Genomic DNA, 18,468 nt, shown 5'->3' on the forward strand with positions numbered 1-18,468 from the left:
CCGGGCAACCGCCGGAGGGGCCCGGCCGCCAGGCCCTATCCGCCGTCGCGCAGGCGGAGGCCGCGCGGGGTGGGGTGGAAGCCCGCGGCTTCCAGGGCGGTGCCGAGGGGGGAGGTCAGGGCGGACTCGCCGTTGGTGCGCTCCACCGTCAGGCGGCCGAGCGCGCCCTCCCGGACCGCCAGGGCGAGAGCGTCTACAGCCGCCTGCAGGCGTATCTCGTCCACGGGCCAGGCCAGCAGCGTCTTGCCGCCGCGCTCGACGTAGAGCGCGGGCTCGCCGTCGCTCAGGACGACCAGGGCGCCCGCCTTGCGCCCCGGCCTGTGGGTGACGCCCGCGGGCTGCTCGGGCCAGGGCAGCGCGGCGCCGTACGGGTTGGCCGGGTCGGCGGCGGCGAGCACCACCGCGCGGCTGCGGTGGGTGTGCTCCTCCTCGCGCTCGCGGGCGGTGCTCAGCGCGCGCAGCCGGTCCACGGCGCCGTCCATCGCGAACTGCGCCGCTCCCAGCCCCTCCACCACATAGCCGCGCCGCGCCTGCCCCGTCTCCTCGAACGCGGCCAGCACCCGATACGCCGCCGAGAAGCCGCCCGAGACCCCCTCGGCGGCCACCGCGCCCCGGGTGACCACGCCGTGCCGGTCCAGCAGGGTGTGGGTGAGCGCGTGCGCCCGCAGTGTGGGATCGGGCTCGGACACCGGGACCAGCGACCAGCGCCCCGCGGTGGTCGGCGGGCCGGTACGCGACGCCGTGGCCCGCGGCGCCCGCGCCAGCGAGCTGTACCTGCCGCGGGGGACCGCACGCGGCGCCCGATGCGCGGTCGACCCCGCGGTGCGGCCGGAACCGAGCAGCGCCCTGAGCGGCGACAGGGTGTCGTTGGTGAGCCTGCCCGACCAGGCCAGATCCCATACGGTGTCGGCCAGTTGGGGATCGCCGGCCTCCAGCCCGGCGGCCCGCACCTGCTCGGCGATCTGCCGGAAGAAGAGCCCGTACCCCCCGGACAGCGCCGACAGCACCGCCTCGTGCAGCGGCGACAACTCCAGCGGCTGCGGCGCGGGAAGCAGCAGCGGGGCGCTGTCGGCGAGATAGAGCGAGACCCAGCCGTCCTTGCCCGGCAGGGCGCCCGCACCCGCCCACAGCACCTCCCCGGACGCCGTCAACTCGTCCAGCATCGCCGGCGCGTACCCCGTCACCCGCGACGGGAGCACCAGCTTCTCCAGGGCCGACGCGGGCACCGCGGCGCCCTGCAACTGCTCGATCGCCCGCGCCAGCCCGTCCATGCCGCGCAGCGAATGGGTGCCCACATGCTGCCACTGGGGCAGGAAGACCCCCAGCGTGGCGGGCGGCACCGGCTCCAGCTCCTGCCGCAGCGCGGCCAGCGAACGCCGCCGCAGCCTGCGCAGCACCCCCGCGTCGCACCACTCCTGGCCCGCCCCGCCGGGCCGGAATTCACCCTGCACGGTGCGGCCCGCCGCCGTCAGCCGGTGCAGCGTCCCGTCCACCACCGCGGACCCCAGACCGAACCGCGCCGCCGCCTCACCCGTGGTGAACGGGCCGTGCGTCCGGGCATACCGCGCCAGCAGGTCGCCCAGCGGGTCCTTGACCGGCTCGGTGAACGCCACCGGCACACCCACCGGCAGCGCCGTACCGAGCGCGTCCCGCAGCCGCCCGGCGTCCTCCACCGCCGCCCAGTGCTCCGCCCCGGCCAGCCGCACCCGGATCGCCCGCCGCGCCGACTCCAGCTCCGCCGCCCACTCCGGCCGCGCCCCGCGCACCGCCAACTCGGCGTCGGTGAGCGGACCGAGCAGCCGCAGCAGGTCCGCGACCCCCTCGGCGTCCTTGATGTGGCGGTCCTCGGTCAGCCACTGCAGCTCGGTGTCCAGTCCGGCGAGCACCCCGGCGTCCAGCAGCTCCCGCAGCTCCGCCTGGCCCAGCAGCTCCGCCAGCAGCCGCGAGTCCAGCGACAGCGCCGCGGCCCGCCGCTCCGCCAGCGGCGAGTCGCCCTCGTACAGGAACTGCGCCACATAGCCGAAGAGCAGGGAGCGGGCGAAGGGCGACGGCTCCGGGGTGGTGACCTCCACCAGCCGGACCCGGCGGGCCTCGATGTCCCCCATGAGCTCGACCAGACCCGGCACGTCGAAGACGTCTTGCAGGCACTCGCGGACGGCTTCCAGGACGATCGGGAACGAGCCGTACTCGGAGGCGACCTGCAGCAGTTGGGAAGCGCGCTGGCGCTGCTGCCACAGCGGGGTGCGCTTGCCGGGGTTGCGGCGCGGCAGCAGCAGCGCGCGGGCGGCGCACTCGCGGAACCGGGAGGCGAACAGCGCAGAGCCGCCCACCTGGTCGGTGACGAGCTGCTCGACCTCGCCCTTGTCGAAGGCGACGTCGGCGGCCCCGACCGGCGACTGCTCGGGGTCGAACTCCGCGCCGCGCAGCGCCGGATCGGAGTCCAGCAGATCCAGGCCCATCAGCTCGGCGTCGGGCAGCCGCAGCACTATCCCGTCGTCGGCGTGCATCGCCTGGGCGTCCAGGCCGTACCGCTCCTGGAGCCTGGCCCCCAGCGCCAGCGCCCACGGGGCGTGCACCTGGGCGCCGAAGGGGGAGTGGATGACCACCCGCCAGTCGCCCAGCTCGTCACGGAACCGCTCCACCACGATCGTCCGGTCGTCCGGCACATGGCCGCACGCCTGCCGCTGCTCGGCCAGATACGCCAGCACATTGTCCGTGGCCCAGGTGTCGAGCCCGGCCGCCGACAGCCGCTCCCTGGCCCGCTCGGGTGCCAGCGCGCCCACCTCGCGCAGGAACGCGCCCAGCGCCCGGCCGAGTTCGAGCGGACGCCCGAGCTGGTCGCCCTTCCAGAACGGCAGCCTGCCCGGGACGCCGGGCGCGGGCGACACCAGCACCCGGTCCCTGGTGATGTCCTCGATCCGCCACGAGGTGGTGCCCAGGGTGAAGACGTCCCCGACCCGGGACTCATAGACCATCTCCTCGTCCAGCTCCCCGACCCGGCCGCCGCCCTTCTTGGGGTCGGCCCCCGCGAGGAAGACGCCGAACAGCCCGCGGTCGGGAATGGTGCCGCCCGAGGTGACGGCCAACCGCTGGGCGCCGGGCCGCCCGGCGACCGTGTTCGCCACCCGGTCCCACACCAGGCGCGGCCGCAGCTCCGCGAAGGCGTCCGACGGGTAGCGCCCCGCCAGCATGTCGAGCACCGCGGTGTACGCCGAGTGCGGCAGCGCGGCGAAGGGCGCCGCGCGGCGCACCACGGCGAGCAGCTCGTCCACGTCCCAGGTGTCCAGCGCGGTCATCGCCACGATCTGCTGGGCCAGCACGTCCAGCGGGTTCGCGGGCACCCGCAGTGCCTCGATCGCCCCCTGGCGCATCCGCTCGGTGACCACCGCGGACTGCACCAGGTCGCCGCGGTACTTGGGGAAGACGATCCCCTTGGAGACCGCCCCCACCTGGTGCCCGGCCCGGCCGACGCGCTGCAGCCCGGAGGCGACCGACGGCGGTGACTCCACCTGCACCACCAGGTCGACCGCGCCCATGTCGATGCCCAGTTCGAGACTGGAGGTGGCCACGACCGCGGGCAGCCGTCCCGCCTTGAGGTCCTCCTCGACCAGGGCGCGCTGCTCCTTCGACACCGAACCGTGGTGCGCGCGGGCCAGCACCGGCGGGGCGCCGCGGGCCGCCCCCGACTCGGCCATGATCTCGGCGGGGGAGTGCGCCTCCGGCAGCGCCTCGCCCTCCGCCCGCTCGTACCCGATCTCGTTGAGCCGGTTGCACAGCCGCTCCGCCAGGCGGCGGGAGTTGGCGAACACGATGGTCGAGCGGTGCGCCTGCACCAGGTCGGCGACCCGCTCCTCGACATGCGGCCAGATCGACGGGCGCTCCGCCGGCCCGGCCGCCGGTCCGCTGTGCTCGGCGACCGGGGAGCCGCCCAGCTCGCCCAGATCCTCCACGGGCACGACCACCGACAGGTCGAACTCCTTCTGCGACGGCGGCTGCACGATCGTCACCTTGCGGCGCGGCGACAGATAGCGGGCGATCTCCTCCACCGGCCGCACGGTCGCCGACAGCCCGATCCGGCGGGCGGGCCGGTCCAGGATCTCGTCGAGCCGCTCCAGCGACAGCGCCAGGTGCGCGCCGCGCTTGGTGCCCGCCACCGCGTGCACCTCGTCGAGGATCACCGTCTCCACCCCGCTCAGCGCCTCCCGGGCGGCGGAGGTGAGCATCAGGAAGAGCGACTCGGGGGTGGTGATGAGGATGTCCGGCGGCCGGGTGACCAGGGCCCGCCGCTCGGCCGGGGGAGTGTCCCCCGACCTGATCCCGACCCGCACCTCCGGCTCCGGCAGCCCGAGGCGCACCGACTCCTGCCGCAATCCCGCGAGCGGCCCGCGCAGATTGCGCTCCACGTCCACCGCCAGCGCCTTCAGCGGCGAGATGTAGAGGACCCGGCAGCGGCGCCTGGACTCGGCCGGCGGCGGGGTGCTCGCCAGCCGGTCCAGCGAGGCCAGGAACGCCGCAAGCGTCTTGCCCGATCCGGTCGGCGCCACGACCAGGACGTCCGACTCCTCGGCGATGGCCGTCCACGCCCCGTCCTGGGCCGCGGTGGGCTCGCTGAACGCCCCCGTGAACCACGCGCGGGTGGCGGGGGTGAACGTGTCGAGGCTGCTTCGTCGAGACATGCCATCCATCCTGCCTCGCCCCACCGACATCGCCGGGCAGCCTGTGGATAACTCGCCTGAGGCGGTCCCGACCAGTCCCGACGCCGGGGCGGAAAACCCGGCCGCGTGACACCGCGTCGCCGGGTCACAATAGGCCCATGGCGGCACGTGAGCAGGCGAGACACTGGGAGCACCCCGGGCTGCCGGGCGTCGACCTGCTGCGGGCCCGCTACGTATGGCACACCTTCACCCGGCACGCCCACGACGGCTACGTCATCGCGGCGGTCACCTCCGGCGTCGAGGGCATCGGGCTGCCGGACGGGGCGACCCGCGCGGGACCGGGCGACGTCGTCCTGATCAACCCCGAGACACCGCACACCGCCTACGCGGGCGCCGAGGAGGGCTGGAGCTACCGGGTGCTCTACCCGGCCCCCGAAGTCGTCGCGGCCGTGGCCGCCGAGACCTCGTCACTGCGCGGCACCCCCTGGTTCAACGCCTCCGTCCTCGACGACCCCGCCACCGCGGGCATGATCGCCGACGTCCACCGCGCCGCGGAACACGACAACGCGCTCGCCGCCGACACGTTTCTGCGCATGGTCGTCGCCCGGCTGCTGGCCCGGCACGGCTCCTCGCCCGCGGCGCCCGGCCGGGCCGCCGGCGGCGGACCCGGCGCCGCGGCCCGGGCCCGCGACCTGCTGGCGGCACGGCTCACCGACCCGCCCAGCCTGGAACAGCTCGCAGCCGAGGTCGGCACCACACCGTTCGCGCTGCTGCGCGCCTTCAAGAACGCCTACGGCCTGCCGCCGCACGCCTGGCTCACCGGCGCGCGCGTCCGGACCGCCCGCCGCCTCCTGGAACAGGGCGTCACCCCCGCCGACACCGCGGCCACCGTCGGCTTCACCGACCAGCCGCACCTCAACCGGCACTTCACCCGTATCGTCGGCGTCCCGCCGGGTGCCTACCAGCGCGAGCGCAAGAACGTACAAGACCCGCCGCCCGCCGCTCCCTAGCCTCGTCCGTGTGACCGCACCAGCGATACCTCCTCCGACCACCGACCGGGACGCCCCCGGCGCCCGCTCCCAGGTCGTCCGCGACGCCCTCGGTGTGGGCGTGGCCGTCGGGCTCTCCGGCTTCGCCTTCGGCGTGACCTCGGCGGGCGCCGGACTCGGACTCCTGCAGACCTGCGCCCTGTCCCTGCTGGTCTTCACCGGCGCCTCGCAGTTCGCCCTGGTCAGCGCGCTCGGCTCGGGCGGCAACCCCTTCGCCGCGGCGGCCGGCGCCTTCTTCCTGGGCACGCGCAACGCCTTCTACGGGCTGCGGCTCTCGCAGCTCCTGCGGCTGCCCGCGCCGCTGCGGCCGCTGGCCGCGCAATGGGTGATCGACGAGACCTCCGCCGTCGCACTGGCGCACAAGGACACCCGCAGCGCCCGGCTGGGGTTCACCGTCACCGGGGCGAGCCTCTACGCGCTGTGGAACCTCACCACCCTGCTCGGCGCGCTGGGCGCCTCCGCGCTCGGCGACCCGGCGGCCTGGGGCCTCGACGCGGCGGGCCCCGCGGTCTTCCTGGCACTGCTGGCCCCGATGGTCAAGGGCCGCACCGAGCGCGTGGTGGCCGCCCTCGCGGTGCTGCTCGCCCTGGTCTGCCTGCCCCTGCTGCCCGCGGGGGTCCCCGTACTGGTCGCGGCCCTGGCGGCGCCGCTCGCCCTGGCCGCCACCAGGAACCGCCCGGCGAAGGACGCACCGGACCCACGACAAGGAGTGACGAAATGAGCGGCGGCGCGAGCACCTGGGTGGCGATCGGCGTCACCGCGATCGGCTGCTACGGGGTCAAACTGCTGGGCCTGTCCGTCCCCGCGGGGCTGCTGGAACGCCCCCTGGTCAAGCGGCTCGCGGCCCTGGTGCCGATCGCGCTGCTCGCCGCGCTCACCGCACTGCAGACGTTCGGCACCAGCGGGCTGCGCCTGGCGGTCGACGCGAGGTCGGCGGGTCTGGCGGCGGCTGCCGTGGCCCTGCTGCTGCGGGCACCCTTCCTGGTGGTGATCGCGGCGGCGGTGCTGGTGACAGCGGCCGTACGGGCATTCGCCGGGATGTGAGGCGCGGTCCCGGAAGGCGCCTCCCGCGCGACGGCTCGCCCCACCGGCGCGGGATACTTGCCGTCATGCGGTTGACGATTTTCTGGGAGCGGATGCGCGCGCACTTCGGCGACGCCTATGCCGACTCCTTCGCACGTGACCATGTGATGGCCGAACTCGGCGGCCGTACGGTGCACCAGGCGCTGGACGACGGCTGGGAGGCCAAGGACGTCTGGCGCGCCGTCTGCGCCGCGATGGACGTCCCCGCCGCCCGGCGCTGAGCCGGCCGGATCAGGAACGCGGGCCGCGGCCCTGCTCGGCGCGGGCTGCGTTCCGCTCCTTGATGCGCACCGCTTCCTTGCGGACCTCGGCCTGGGTGGCGCGCTCCTTCTGCAGCCACTCCGGGGACTCCTGCTTCAGCTCCTCGATCTGCTCCGTGGTGAGGGCGTCGGCGACCCCGCCGCGCGCGAGCCCGGCGATGGAGACACCCAGCTTCGCCGCGACCACGGGCCGGGGGTGCGGGCCGTTGCGGCGCAGCTCCTGCAGCCACTCGGGCGGATCGGCCTGCAGGGCGTTCAGCTCGGCGCGCGAGACCACGCCCTCCCGGAACTCGGCGGGGGTGGCCTCGAGGTACACACCCAGCTTCTTCGCCGCGGTAGCGGGCTTCATCGTCTGGGTGGTCTGGTGCGACGTCATGACGTCAAGGGTATCGAGCGTGTGCGCGCCTCCCGACCACGGTCGGTAACCTGGCCGCGTGACAGACTCCGAAACGCCCCCGTCGTTCCGGCTCGCGTACGTGCCGGGAGTGACACCCGCCAAATGGGTGCGGATCTGGAACGAGCGGCTGCCAGAGGTCCCGCTGACCCTTGTCGCGGTGCCCGCCGGTGAGGCCTCCGACCTGCTGCGGGACGGCGCCGCCGACGCCGGGTTCGTCCGGCTGCCGATCGACCGGACGGACCTCAGCGCGATCCCGCTCTACGTGGAGACGACCGTCGTCGTGGTCCCGAAGGACCACCTCGTGGCGGCGGCCGAGGAGGTGTCGGCGGCGGACCTGGCCGACGAGATCGTGCTGCATCCCCTCGACGACACCCTGGACTGGGAACGGCCGCCGGGCCTGCCCGCGAACGAGCGCCCCGCCACGACGGCGGACGCCGTCGAGCTGGTGGCCGCCGGGATCGGGCTGCTCGTGGTCCCGCAGTCGCTCGCCCGCCTGCACCACCGCAGGGACCTCACCTACCGCCCGGTCGCGGACGCCCCCGGGTCGCGCGTGGCGCTGTCGTGGCCCGAGGAGAAGACCACCGACCTGGTGGAGGAGTTCATCGGGATCGTCCGCGGGCGCACCGTCAACAGCACGCGGGGCCGCCCGCCGACCCCGCCGCAGCCGAAGGGCAAGCGCGCGGACAAGGCGGGCGGCGCACAGCGCAAGCCCGCACCCGGGAAGTCGTCGGGCAAGGCGTCCGCCTCGTCCGGCAAGACCTCGGGGAAGTCGTCCGGCAAACCGACCGGCAGGAACCCGCGGAGCGGCTCCGGCGGCTCGGGCAGCCCCAAGGGCGGCAGGCGCGGCAAGCCCCGCGGGCGGTCGTAGGACGGTGTCGGCCGCGTCCCGTCCGGCTCGCCCCACCGCGTCCTGAGGCCCCCATACCACCCTCGTACCCGCCGCGCCGGTGCTTCGGCGGGTCGCTTGACACAAAAATCGAACATCCATTCTTATGGGGGTATCGGGCGGATTTCCGCGGCGGAAGCACCGGCGGAAGCGCGGTCTCCCGCCCGAGTTATCCACAGCCCGGGACGACGTCCGGGCGCATTGTCAGTGGCACGCGCTAGCGTCGTGGACGTGAAGCGATCGAACCAGACATCCCGGGTGGAACCCATGGCAGCAAACGACCGCGACAAGGCGCTCGACGCCGCGCTCGCGCAGATTGAACGGCAGTTCGGCAAGGGCGCGGTCATGCGCCTGGGCGACCGGCCGAACGACCCCATCGAAGTCATCCCCACCGGGTCGACCGCTCTGGACGTGGCGCTCGGCGTCGGCGGACTGCCGCGCGGCCGTGTGGTGGAGGTCTACGGACCGGAGTCCTCCGGTAAGACCACCCTCACCCTGCACGCGGTGGCCAACGCGCAGAAGGCGGGCGGCACGGTCGCGTTCGTGGACGCCGAGCACGCGCTCGACCCCGACTACGCCAAGGCGCTCGGCGTCGACACCGACAACCTCCTGCTCTCCCAGCCGGACACCGGCGAACAGGCGCTGGAGATCGTGGACATGCTGGTCCGCTCCGGCGCGATCGACCTGATCGTGATCGACTCCGTGGCAGCCCTCGTGCCGCGGGCCGAGATCGAGGGCGAGATGGGCGACTCGCACGTGGGTCTGCAGGCCCGTCTGATGAGCCAGGCGCTCCGCAAGATCACCAGCGCGCTCAACCAGTCGAAGACCACCGCGATCTTCATCAACCAGCTCCGCGAGAAGATCGGCGTGATGTTCGGCTCGCCGGAGACCACCACCGGTGGCCGCGCGCTGAAGTTCTACGCCTCCGTCCGGCTCGACATCCGCCGGATCGAGACGCTCAAGGACGGCACGGACGCGGTCGGCAACCGCACCCGCGTCAAGGTCGTCAAGAACAAGGTCGCGCCGCCCTTCAAGCAGGCCGAGTTCGACATCCTCTACGGCCACGGCATCAGCCGCGAGGGCGGCCTGATCGACATGGGCGTCGAGCACGGCTTCGTCCGCAAGTCCGGCGCCTGGTACACCTACGAGGGCGACCAGCTCGGCCAGGGCAAGGAAAACGTCCGCAATTTCCTCAAGGACAACCCCGACCTGGCCGACGAGATCGAGAAGCGGATCAAGGAGAAGCTCGGCGTCGGCGTGCCGAAGGCCGTCGAGGCTCCCGGAGCGGAGCCCGGCGCTGACGCGGCCGGTGCGGCAGGGGCGGCCAAGACCGACGCCCCGAAGACCGACGCCCCCAAGGCCGAGGTCCCGGCGCCGAAGGGCGCGAAGGCGGCCAAGGTCACTGCCGCCAAGGCCTGACGCCATGGCGCGCAGGTCCCAGGAGCGCGGCGGCTCTTCCGAGTCGAGGGCCTCGCGAGAGCCGCCGCTCGATCCCGAGGAGCAGGCGCGGGCGTTGTGCCTGCGCCTGCTCACCGGGACTCCGCGCACCCGCAGACAGCTCGCCGACGCGATGCGCAAGCGGGAGATCCCGGAGGAAGTCGCCGAGCACGTCCTGGAGCGGTTCCAGGACGTGGGGCTGATCGACGACCAGGCGTTCGCCAACTCATGGGTGGAGTCCAGGCACCGCGGCCGGGGCCTGGCCCGCCGGGCACTCGCCCAGGAGCTGCGCCATCGCGGTGTGGAGCCCGAGTTGGTGAACGAAGCGGTGGGCCTGCTCGACCATGAGCAGGAGGAGGAGACGGCCCGCGACCTGGTACGCCGCAAGCTCCCCGGCACCCGCGGCCTGGAGCGCGACAAGCGGATCCGCCGCCTCGCCGGAATGCTCGCCCGCAAGGGCTACTCGGAGGGCCTCGCCCTCAGGGTGGTCCGGGACGCCCTCGCCGCCGAAGCCACCGATGCGGACTCCGACGATGACGCCTACCCGGCCCTCGACGACCCCTGGCAGTGAGACCAAGGGCCACCGCGGCCGCCACCGGCACGGCCACCGCCACCGCACGGGCGGCACCCGCGCGCCACGCCACCGCCCCGCGTCAGCGGGTGCGACCGCTGACCGGTGCCTCCGCCGGACCGCCACCCGGTTCGGCATCGGCGTCGTTCACACCGTCGTCGGCTCCCGCGGGCACCGGGGGACCGCCGCGGGCCAGGTCGGCGTAGGAGTAGAGCTCTGCCGGGCGGCAGCCGACCATGGCGGTCACCAGGCGCCCGTCGGGGCGGATGAGCAGCACACTGTGCGCGGTCGCGCCCGGATAGGTCTCGGCGACGAGCAGTTCCGCCGGGGTCGGGAGCGCGGCGACCGCCGAGGCCAGCCGGGGCATCAGCCCGGCCGTCAGCCAGTGGCGGCTGTCCCACACACCGGTCCCCGGGGCGATCAGCACCACCACCAGCCCACGCCCGAGCCGGTCGCGCAGCCGTCCGACGGTGCCGTCCAGCGCCGTGACCCGCACATCGGAGACCGACCCGCCGGGCGGGGTGTCGCACCCGGCGACCAGGGGCGACGCCCCGGTCTTGCCGCCGCCCGTACGCGGCGCGGGCAGGGTGAGCGGGGAGCGGCCGTAGACGGACGAGGCGGCCGCGGAGCCCAGGCCGAGGTGGCTGTCGGTCAGCAGCTCCGCCTGGCCGCGCCCCGAGCCGGACAGCACCACCTGCCGTACGGTCTGCCACGCGCCGGTGGCCCGCAGCAGCGGCAGGGCCTGGTCGGTGGCGCGCAACCGGGCGCCGACCGCGCCGCGCCGTTCGGCTTCGTAGCTGTCGAGCAGGGTCTTCGAGGCCCCGTCGTGCCAGGCGAGGGACAGCTTCCAGGACAGGTTCTCGGCGTCCCGCAGCCCTTCCTCGACGCTCTGCGTGCCGAGCGCGCCCATCAGGTGCGCGGCGTCACCGGCGAGGAAGACCCGGCGGAAGCGCCACTGCCTGGCGAGGCGCTGGTGCACCGGGTAGTCGGCCGAGCCCACCAGCTCGTACGGCACGACGCTGCCACACCAGGCGGTCAGCGCGCCCCGCAGCCGCTCCACGAGGGCGTCGGAGGTGAGCAGGCGTCCCTGGGTGGGCAGCAGCCAGTCGAGCCGCCACAGCCCGTCGGGCAGCGGCCTGGCGGTCAGTTCCTGCCCGGCCGGCGCACCCGGCGGATCACGGTGCAGCAGCGCCACGCCCGGTTCCGGCAGTTCGGTCCTGAGTACCGCCACCGCGTGCCGGTCGACCGAGGTGCGGCCGGGGAAGCGGACGCCCAGGAGTTTGCGTACCGTCGACCGCGGACCGTCGCAGCCCACCAGATAGCTGCCACGCCACCAGGTGTCGTGCGCGCCGCGGGTGTGCACGGTGACCCCGCGCTCGTCCTGCTCGAAGGCGTCCACCCGGCAGCCCGCGACCATCCGGACCGCCCCGCAGGCCAGCAGCGCCTCCCGCAAGCCGTGCTCCAGCCGGTGCTGGGCGATGTGCACCGGGGACATCGGCCCGGAACCGCCGAAGTCGACCCGCAGCACCTCGGAGCGGCGGCGCAGGGTGCGCCAGGCCGTCCAGGAGGCGCCGTCCTCATGGATCCCGGAGTAGCCCAGGCGCTCCACGAGCGCGGCCGTGTCGGGGCCGAGAACGGCGGTGCGGGGGCGTCGCAGTTCCTCGGAGTCGGTGAGGGTCTCGGCCTCGTCGAGGACGATGACGGGGACGTCGCGGCGGGCCAGAGCGAGAGCGAGGGCCAGGCCCACGGGACCCGCCCCCGCGACGATCACCGGGTCCATCGTGCGGCTCCCGGAAGAATTGCGGTCACAAAGCGTATGCAACCCACTGCGCCTGCCCACGTCAAGCGACGGACCTTCCTCGGCGCGGTGCGCCGGTCCGCGCGCCCCACCCGTGCGCCCCGCCCGGGTCGCACGCCCGGCCCGCGCCCCCGCGCCTGTCCGGACGGCACCCGTCCACCACGCCCCGTGCGACGCCTGGCGCCACCGATGCGTACCGGGTAGATAACGGTCCGGCGTGCGGGCCGGTACGCACTTGACGCACGCCGTGCCGATCGGCGTGGATTCGGTCGACAGGATCCGGAGAACTTCATCGGGGACACAGAGGAGGTTACGCATGCGACTGCTGCTCGTGGAGGACGACGACCGGGTCGCCGCCGCCCTCTCCGCCGTTCTCGGCAAGCACGGCTTCGAGGTCAGGCACGCCCGCAGCGGCGAGGAGGCGATCCAGGCGCTGCTGCCCGCGGAGGGCCCCGGCTTCGACTGTGTACTGCTCGATCTCGGCCTGCCGGATCAGGACGGTTTCGAGGTGTGCAGCCGCATCCGGCGCCGTACCGCCACGCCCGTGATCATGGTCACCGCGCGGTCCGACGTACGCTCCCGCATCCACGGCCTCAATCTGGGCGCCGACGACTACGTGGTGAAGCCGTACGACACCGGGGAGCTGCTGGCGCGCATCCACGCGGTCAGCCGCCGCCCGCCGCTGCAGCCGCCCCGCCCCGCCGGGCAGCCCGCCGCCGGGCCCACGGTCACCGGGACCGGCGTGCTCACCGCCCCGCCCGCCCCGGAGCCGGTCCCGCCGGAGAGCGCCCAACTGATGCTCGGCCCGGTCGCCATAGAGCTGTCCACCCGCCGCGTCACCGTCGGCGGCGACCTGATCGCGCTCACCCGCAAGGAGTTCGATCTGCTGGCCCTGCTCGCCAAGCGGCCGGGCGTTGTCTTCCGGCGCGAGCAGATCATCAGCGAGGTGTGGCGTACGGCGTGGGAAGGTACGGGGCGCACCCTGGAAGTGCATGTCGCGTCACTGCGCTCCAAACTGCGGACCCCGGCCATGATCGAGACGGTGCGGGGAGTCGGCTACCGGCTCGTCGTCCCGGTCGGCTGACCCGCCAGGGCCCGCGTCTTGCGCTCTCGACTGCTCCCGCTGCTCATCGTGCTGATGGCCGGCGTCCTGCTGGCCCTCGGCTTCCCGCTGGCCGCCAGTCAGGCCGCGGCCCAGCAGCAGCGTGTCGTCGTCGACCGGATCGACGACACCACCCGCTTCGCGGCGCTCGCGCAGTACGTCACCGCCCGGGACGAGAAGACCGCGGTCGACAGCGAGGACGACGAGCGGCTGCACACCCTGCGCACCGAACTCGCCCGCTACCAGCAGCTCTACGGCATCAGCGCGGGTGTCTTCTACCGCGACCGTACCGCCATGGCCGCGTCCCCCGCGGGCTGGGGCGTACCCAAGGAGGGCGAGCTGTACGACGCCTACCTTTCCGCCCTGCTCGGCCGCCGCACCCATGACCCGCAGCAGGTGTGGCCCTGGCAGCGGCGCAAGCTCGCCATCGCCTCGCCGATCGTGCGGGATGGCGACGTCGTCGCGGTGGTCGTCACCGAGTCGCCGACCGGCGCGCTGCGCTCGCGCATCCTGCACGGCTGGCTGCTGCTGGCGGCGGGCGAGTTCGCCGCGATGGCGATCGCCGTGCTGTGCGCGGTACGGCTGACCGGCTGGGTGCTGCTGCCGGTCGCCACCCTGGACCGGGTCACGCACGACATCGCCACCGGCCGGATGAAGTCCCGGGTCGGCACGGCAGGGGGGCCGCCGGAACTACGGCGCCTGGTGCGGTCCTTCAACGAGATGGCCGACAACGTCGAGGAAGTGCTGGAACAGCAGCGGGCCTTCGTCGCCGACGCCTCCCACCAATTGCGCAACCCGCTGGCGGCGCTGCTGCTGCGGATCGAACTGCTCGGCCTGGAGCTGCCCGACGGCCACACCGAGGCCGAGTCGGTGAAGGAGGAGGGCCACCGGCTGGCCCAGGTGCTCGACGACCTGCTCGGCCTGGCGCTGGCCGAGCACGCGGGCACGCACCTCGCGCTCACCGACATCGCGGCGCTGGCCCGTACCCGCGCCGCATCCTGGCGCCCGGTCGCCGAGCGGGCGGGCACCGTCGTGGAGTTCACCGAGCCCGCGCCCGGCCTCGGTGACCCGGTGGACGAACCCGTGGAGGTCGTGGCGTGGGCGGACGCGGTCGCCCTTTCCAGTGCCCTGGACGCGGTGATCGACAACGCGATCAAATTCACGCCCCATGGTGAGGTCGTCCATGTGCGGGTCGGCGTGGACGCGGAGCACGCGGTGATCACCGTCGCCGACAGCGGCCCCGGACTCACCGAGGACGAGCTGGCCAGGATCGGCGACCGCTTCTGGCGCAGTAACCGGCACCAGAATGTGCACGGTTCCGGGCTCGGCCTCTCCATCGCCCGCGCACTGCTCAGCCAGGGCGGCGGCGCCATCACCTACAGCCACCGCGAACCGCACGGCCTGGAGGTCACGCTCGCCGTGCCGAGCAGCGCGTCCGCCGCCTACAGGTGATGCCCGCGCGGAGGGCGCCCGCCGTTTTCGTACGCCAAGAGGTGCGGCTCAGGGCTTGACCGAGCGGTAGTAGCGCGCCGCGCCCGCGTGCAACGGCAGCGGGTCGGTGAACACCGCGGTACGCAGGTCCACCAGCTGCGCCGCGTGCACCTTCTTGCCGATCGCGTCCCGGCTGTCGATGACGGCTCGGGTCAGCCGCTCCACCAGGTTGTTGTCGGCCCGGTCGGTGGTGACCAGCAGGTTCGCCACGGCGATGGTCGCCACCGCCTGCCCGTTCTGAGCCTTTGGATAGGCGTCGGCGGGCATCACGGCCTGCCGGTAGTACGCCATCTGCGGACCCATGCTGTGCAGTTTCGCCACCAGGTCACCGAGCTGCACCAGCTTGATCCGCGCCACGGGGGTGGCCATCGCGGCCACCGCGGCGGTGGGCAGGCCGCCGGACCAGAAGAAGGCGTCGAGCTGGCCGCTGAGCAGCATCCGGGGCGCCTTGTCGATGCCGACCTGCACCGCCGTGACGTCCTTGCTCATGTTCAGCCCGGCGGCGGCGAACAGCCGCCGGGTGATGAGGTTGACGCCGGAGTCCGCCTGCCCCACACCGACCCGCAGCCCGCGCAGGTCGCGCGCCGAGGCCACCTTGGAGTCGCTCGGTACGACGAGCTGCATGTAGTCGTCGTAGAGGCGGGCGCAGGCCCGCAGGTCGGACTTGCCCGGCCCGTTGTAGTTGGCCACCGCGTCCGCCGCCGCGATCGTGAAATCGGACCGGCCGGACACGACCCTCTTGATGTTGTCGACGGACCCCTGGGTGTGCACCAGATTCACCGGCACACCGGGCAGCGCGGTCCGCAGGTCGCTCTTCAGCAGGAGCCCGTACTTCTCGTAGACGCCGTTGGCCACGCCGGTGGCCAGCGAGAGCGGTGCCTTGGGGTACGACGACCCGCCGGTGGGGACCAGCCACCACACGAGCAGCGCCAGCGCGGACACCGCGGCGAGCAGCACCTGGACCAGGCGCCGCCGCCCGCCGGGCGCGTCGGCGTTCAGCCGGCTCAGGGCGCCGCGCACACCGACCGCGCCGACGAGGCCGGCCAGCCGGCGTCGCAGGCGGGCGGCGAGGCGTCTGCCGAGGTGGGACAGGTCCATGCGAGGGGATCCTGCCAGCCTGCGGCGATCCGGGGAAGGGCGGTCCACAGCAGGTGACGGCGGGGGGACGGTCAGTGGGCGGGGTGCGCGGCGCCCGCGCTCACGCGGCTGGGGGATTCGCCCGGTGCAGGCCGCGGCGGTCGTACCAGTGGGTGACGCCGAAGCCGAGGACCAGGGAGATCACCAGGCCGATGGCGAGCATCACCCAGGCCCGGGCGAGCCCGGCGTCGGCCCGCGCGTCGAAGTAGATGATCGCCCGCACTCCGCCGCTGATCTGCCGCATCGGCTCGAACCTGGCCAGCCAGCGGTAGAAGCCGGGCACGGCCTCCAGCGGGACGGTGGCGCCCGCGGAGGGGATGGCGAGGGCGACGAAGAAGAACATGCTCACGATCTGCCCGAGGCCGCCGAAGGCCGCGAGGAGGGCCTGTACGCCCAGCCCCACGATCGCGCTGGCGCACACCGAGAACACCCAGAGCTGCCAGAGGTGCGGCAGGTCCAGGCGGATGATCACCGCGGTGGCCAGCACCACCACCGAGGCCGACACCACCGACAGGACGGCCGACATCACCATCTTCGCCAGCAGCGTCTGGGTGCGGCTGATGGCCACCGCGGACCGCATGCGCCACCAGGGGCCCAGCTCGCTCGGCGCGTGCCCCAGCGCGGCGTCCACACCGTTGCTGATGATGTTCGCGCCCAGGAAGCCGGACATCACGATCAGCAGCGTGAAGTAGAAGGCGGTCAGCCCCAGCCCGGTCCGCGCGCCGATCGGGTGGCCCGGCGCCGTCACCGAGGAGACCGGGTCGGCCAGCAGCATCCGCTGGGCGGTGGTCGGCTGCGCCCCCGTGGAGCGGAGCTGCCCGGCCAGATCCGCTCCGAGCTGCCTGGAGGCGGCGCGCTGCGCCTTCTGCTCGACGCCGGCGGCCAGCGAGGACGCCAGGCTGCCCGCTCCGGGGTTCGTCAGCAGCCGGACGTACGGCCGGGGGACGGCGGCGCTCCCGCTCCCCGACGCGGCCGCGGGCGGGCTGATGATGGCCGTCAGGGAGGCGGTGAAGCCCGGGGGGACCTCGATGGCGCCGTAGACCTTGCCGGAGTCCAGGGCGTCCTGGGCGCCGGCCGGGGTCAGCACCTTCCATGCCACGCGGTGCTGGGGGTCGGGCGCATGGGCGATGCCCTGCACGAACTGGGCGCCGAGCTGCCCGGCGTCCTGGTTGACCAGCGCCACCGGCAGATTGCGCACCGACCCCTGGGGGTCGGCGATACCGCCGGCGTACACCAGCGCCAGCACGAAGGCGACCAGTGTCGACAGGACCGCGGGGAACGCCCACACCGGCCACTTGCCGAGCAGTTGGCGGGCGGTGATCGTCCGCGTCCCGCCCGGCGGCCCGGGGGACTCCGGCGCGCTCCCGGCCGCGTCCCTGGGCGCCTCCTCCGATGAGCCCTTCCTCGGGCCCTTCGACGCGTCCCCGGACCCGTCCTCGGGTGTGTCCTCCGGCGACATGGATGCGTCCCTTCACGTCGGCGGATATGCCGCGGTATCGCCATGAATGTGCGGTCACTGTAATGCGCCGCGCACACCGTGGCGCCGACATGGGCAGCGGTCGGCGCGGCGCAGGTCGCGGCCTGCCCCCGCCCTCACGTGCGATAGGCGTCCGCGAGGGCGTGGAAGACCTCCTTGGGCTCCTGGCCGCCGTCCGCCAGCACCTTCATGACGCCGTACGCGGCCATGTCCAGGTCCAGCTCCGGGTCCGTGGGGTGGTGGGGGAGCCCGAACCCGGCGAAGGTGAACCAGAAGGCGCTGTCCACGCCCGCTTCCTCGAACACCGCGAGCAGCTCCCGCAGATAGCGCACCTGCTCGCCCTCGTCGCGCACATAGGCGCCGTCGATCCGGCCGTCCTTGGTGATGGCCCAGCCCAGACCGCCGCGGTCACCGGCGCCCTGGTAGGTGCAGCAGCCGAACTCGGACACCACCAGCGGCTTGCCGTGCCGCACATGGGCACGTATCTCGTCACCATAGGTGCCGGCGTTGTGCGCGTCGCGGTAGGCGTCGACGGCGACGTAGTCGAAGGGCGTCCAGTCCACGTGCTCCCAGACACCGGAGGCGTACGTGAGCGGCCCGCCGAACTCCTCGCGGGCGTCGGCCGCGCAGCGCGCGAGGAAGGCCCCGAGCGCGGCGCCGATCTCCGGGATACGCCGGTAGAGGTCCTGGTCGCCTGAGGTCAGCGCGGCGATCCGGTCGTATCCGGTGGCCCCGGGGATGAACCCGTGGGCGAAGAGGGTCAGTTCGCAGCCGAGGACGAGGACGACCTCGGACCCGGCGCGGCGCACCGCCTCGCTGCGGCGGATCTCCTCAGCGCGCCGCGCGCAGTCGGCGAAGAAGGGCCGCAGCTCGTCGGTGTCCAGCTCGCAGGGGAACGGCGAGAACCACACGTCGAGTCCGGCCTCGGCGGCGGCCCGCGCCGCCGCCGACAGCCGCTCGGGAACGCCGCCGGAGATCCGTACGGCCGTGCAGTGCAGCTCCTCGGCGATCACCCGCATCTCCTCGCGGGCGGCCTGGGCGGTGAAGCCGGGGCGGGAGTCCTTGCCGCCGGGGGAGAAGCCGGTGTCGTAGTTGATGCCTTTGCCTCGCATGGCGATCCCTTCG

The 18,468-nt window shown here is 73.8% G+C and carries 15 protein-coding genes; 9 read left to right on the plus strand and 6 right to left on the minus strand.

Translation table 11 applies throughout. The annotated features are described in order from the left end of the window. Positions 1-35: 35 nt before the first annotated feature. On the minus strand, positions 36-4,685 hold the full coding sequence (locus AB0M29_RS21910) for an ATP-dependent helicase (RefSeq protein ID WP_365384919.1): 4,650 nt from the start codon (positions 4,683-4,685) through the stop codon (positions 36-38). Positions 4,686-4,813: 128 nt separating this feature from the next. On the opposite strand from AB0M29_RS21910, the gene AB0M29_RS21915 reads away from it, so the two are divergent. The 4 genes from AB0M29_RS21915 (at position 4,814) to AB0M29_RS21930 (ending at position 7,008) form a co-directional block, all read left to right on the plus strand. Beyond that, positions 4,814-5,665: an AraC family transcriptional regulator gene (locus tag AB0M29_RS21915; protein WP_365384921.1), complete on the plus strand. Its 852-nt coding sequence runs from the start codon at positions 4,814-4,816 to the stop codon at positions 5,663-5,665. 25 nt (positions 5,666-5,690) lie between these two features. Further along, positions 5,691-6,425 (plus strand): AzlC family ABC transporter permease, encoded by a 735-nt coding sequence (locus AB0M29_RS21920; RefSeq protein WP_365385106.1) that lies wholly within the window; start codon positions 5,691-5,693, stop codon positions 6,423-6,425. Next, positions 6,422-6,748 carry an AzlD domain-containing protein gene (locus AB0M29_RS21925; RefSeq protein ID WP_365384923.1) on the plus strand — a complete coding sequence of 109 codons (327 nt, stop codon included), beginning with the start codon at positions 6,422-6,424 and terminating at the stop codon, positions 6,746-6,748. Before AB0M29_RS21920 ends, AB0M29_RS21925 begins: the two co-directional genes overlap by 4 nt. Before the next feature lie 65 nt (positions 6,749-6,813). Then, positions 6,814-7,008 (plus strand): DUF3046 domain-containing protein, encoded by a 195-nt coding sequence (locus AB0M29_RS21930; RefSeq protein ID WP_033173851.1) that lies wholly within the window; start codon positions 6,814-6,816, stop codon positions 7,006-7,008. A gap of 10 nt (positions 7,009-7,018) precedes the next feature. Here AB0M29_RS21930 and AB0M29_RS21935 read toward each other — a convergent pair whose 3' ends face one another. Further along, a complete protein-coding gene (locus AB0M29_RS21935) occupies positions 7,019-7,423 on the minus strand; it encodes a DUF5997 family protein (protein WP_365384925.1) in 405 nt (134 codons plus the stop codon). A gap of 58 nt (positions 7,424-7,481) precedes the next feature. On the opposite strand from AB0M29_RS21935, the gene AB0M29_RS21940 reads away from it, so the two are divergent. The 3 genes from AB0M29_RS21940 (at position 7,482) to recX (ending at position 10,338) form a co-directional block, all read left to right on the plus strand. Continuing rightward, positions 7,482-8,312 (plus strand): LysR family substrate-binding domain-containing protein, encoded by an 831-nt coding sequence (locus AB0M29_RS21940; RefSeq protein WP_365384928.1) that lies wholly within the window; start codon positions 7,482-7,484, stop codon positions 8,310-8,312. Positions 8,313-8,597: 285 nt separating this feature from the next. Continuing rightward, positions 8,598-9,749 carry a recombinase RecA gene (gene recA / locus AB0M29_RS21945; RefSeq protein ID WP_365384930.1) on the plus strand — a complete coding sequence of 384 codons (1,152 nt, stop codon included), beginning with the start codon at positions 8,598-8,600 and terminating at the stop codon, positions 9,747-9,749. A gap of 4 nt (positions 9,750-9,753) precedes the next feature. After that, a complete protein-coding gene (gene recX, locus AB0M29_RS21950) occupies positions 9,754-10,338 on the plus strand; it encodes a recombination regulator RecX (RefSeq protein ID WP_365384932.1) in 585 nt (194 codons plus the stop codon). Between the two features lie 82 nt (positions 10,339-10,420). On the opposite strand, the gene AB0M29_RS21955 is transcribed toward recX, so the two are convergent. Further along, positions 10,421-12,118, minus strand: coding sequence for an FAD-dependent monooxygenase (locus tag AB0M29_RS21955; RefSeq protein WP_365384934.1), 1,698 nt, complete (start codon positions 12,116-12,118; stop codon positions 10,421-10,423). 334 nt (positions 12,119-12,452) lie between these two features. On the opposite strand from AB0M29_RS21955, the gene AB0M29_RS21960 reads away from it, so the two are divergent. Next, positions 12,453-13,220, plus strand: coding sequence for a response regulator transcription factor (locus tag AB0M29_RS21960; RefSeq protein ID WP_365384936.1), 768 nt, complete (start codon positions 12,453-12,455; stop codon positions 13,218-13,220). Between the two features lie 18 nt (positions 13,221-13,238). Further along, entirely contained in the window at positions 13,239-14,690 is a 1,452-nt protein-coding gene (locus AB0M29_RS21965; RefSeq protein WP_365384938.1) for a HAMP domain-containing sensor histidine kinase, read from the plus strand. Between the two features lie 48 nt (positions 14,691-14,738). Here the strand turns inward: AB0M29_RS21965 and AB0M29_RS21970 are convergent, their stop codons facing one another. From AB0M29_RS21970 to AB0M29_RS21980, 3 genes are all read right to left on the minus strand, one after another. Next, positions 14,739-15,827 (minus strand): TAXI family TRAP transporter solute-binding subunit, encoded by a 1,089-nt coding sequence (locus AB0M29_RS21970; RefSeq protein ID WP_365384940.1) that lies wholly within the window; start codon positions 15,825-15,827, stop codon positions 14,739-14,741. Between the two features lie 100 nt (positions 15,828-15,927). After that, positions 15,928-17,325, minus strand: coding sequence for a DUF3533 domain-containing protein (locus AB0M29_RS21975; protein WP_365384942.1), 1,398 nt, complete (start codon positions 17,323-17,325; stop codon positions 15,928-15,930). A 134-nt stretch (positions 17,326-17,459) separates the two neighbouring features. Continuing rightward, entirely contained in the window at positions 17,460-18,455 is a 996-nt protein-coding gene (locus AB0M29_RS21980) for a hypothetical protein (protein WP_365384944.1), read from the minus strand. Positions 18,456-18,468 lie beyond the last annotated feature (13 nt).

It is taken from the genome of Streptomyces sp. NPDC051976 (assembly GCF_040680795.1).
Lineage (GTDB): Bacteria > Actinomycetota > Actinomycetes > Streptomycetales > Streptomycetaceae > Actinacidiphila.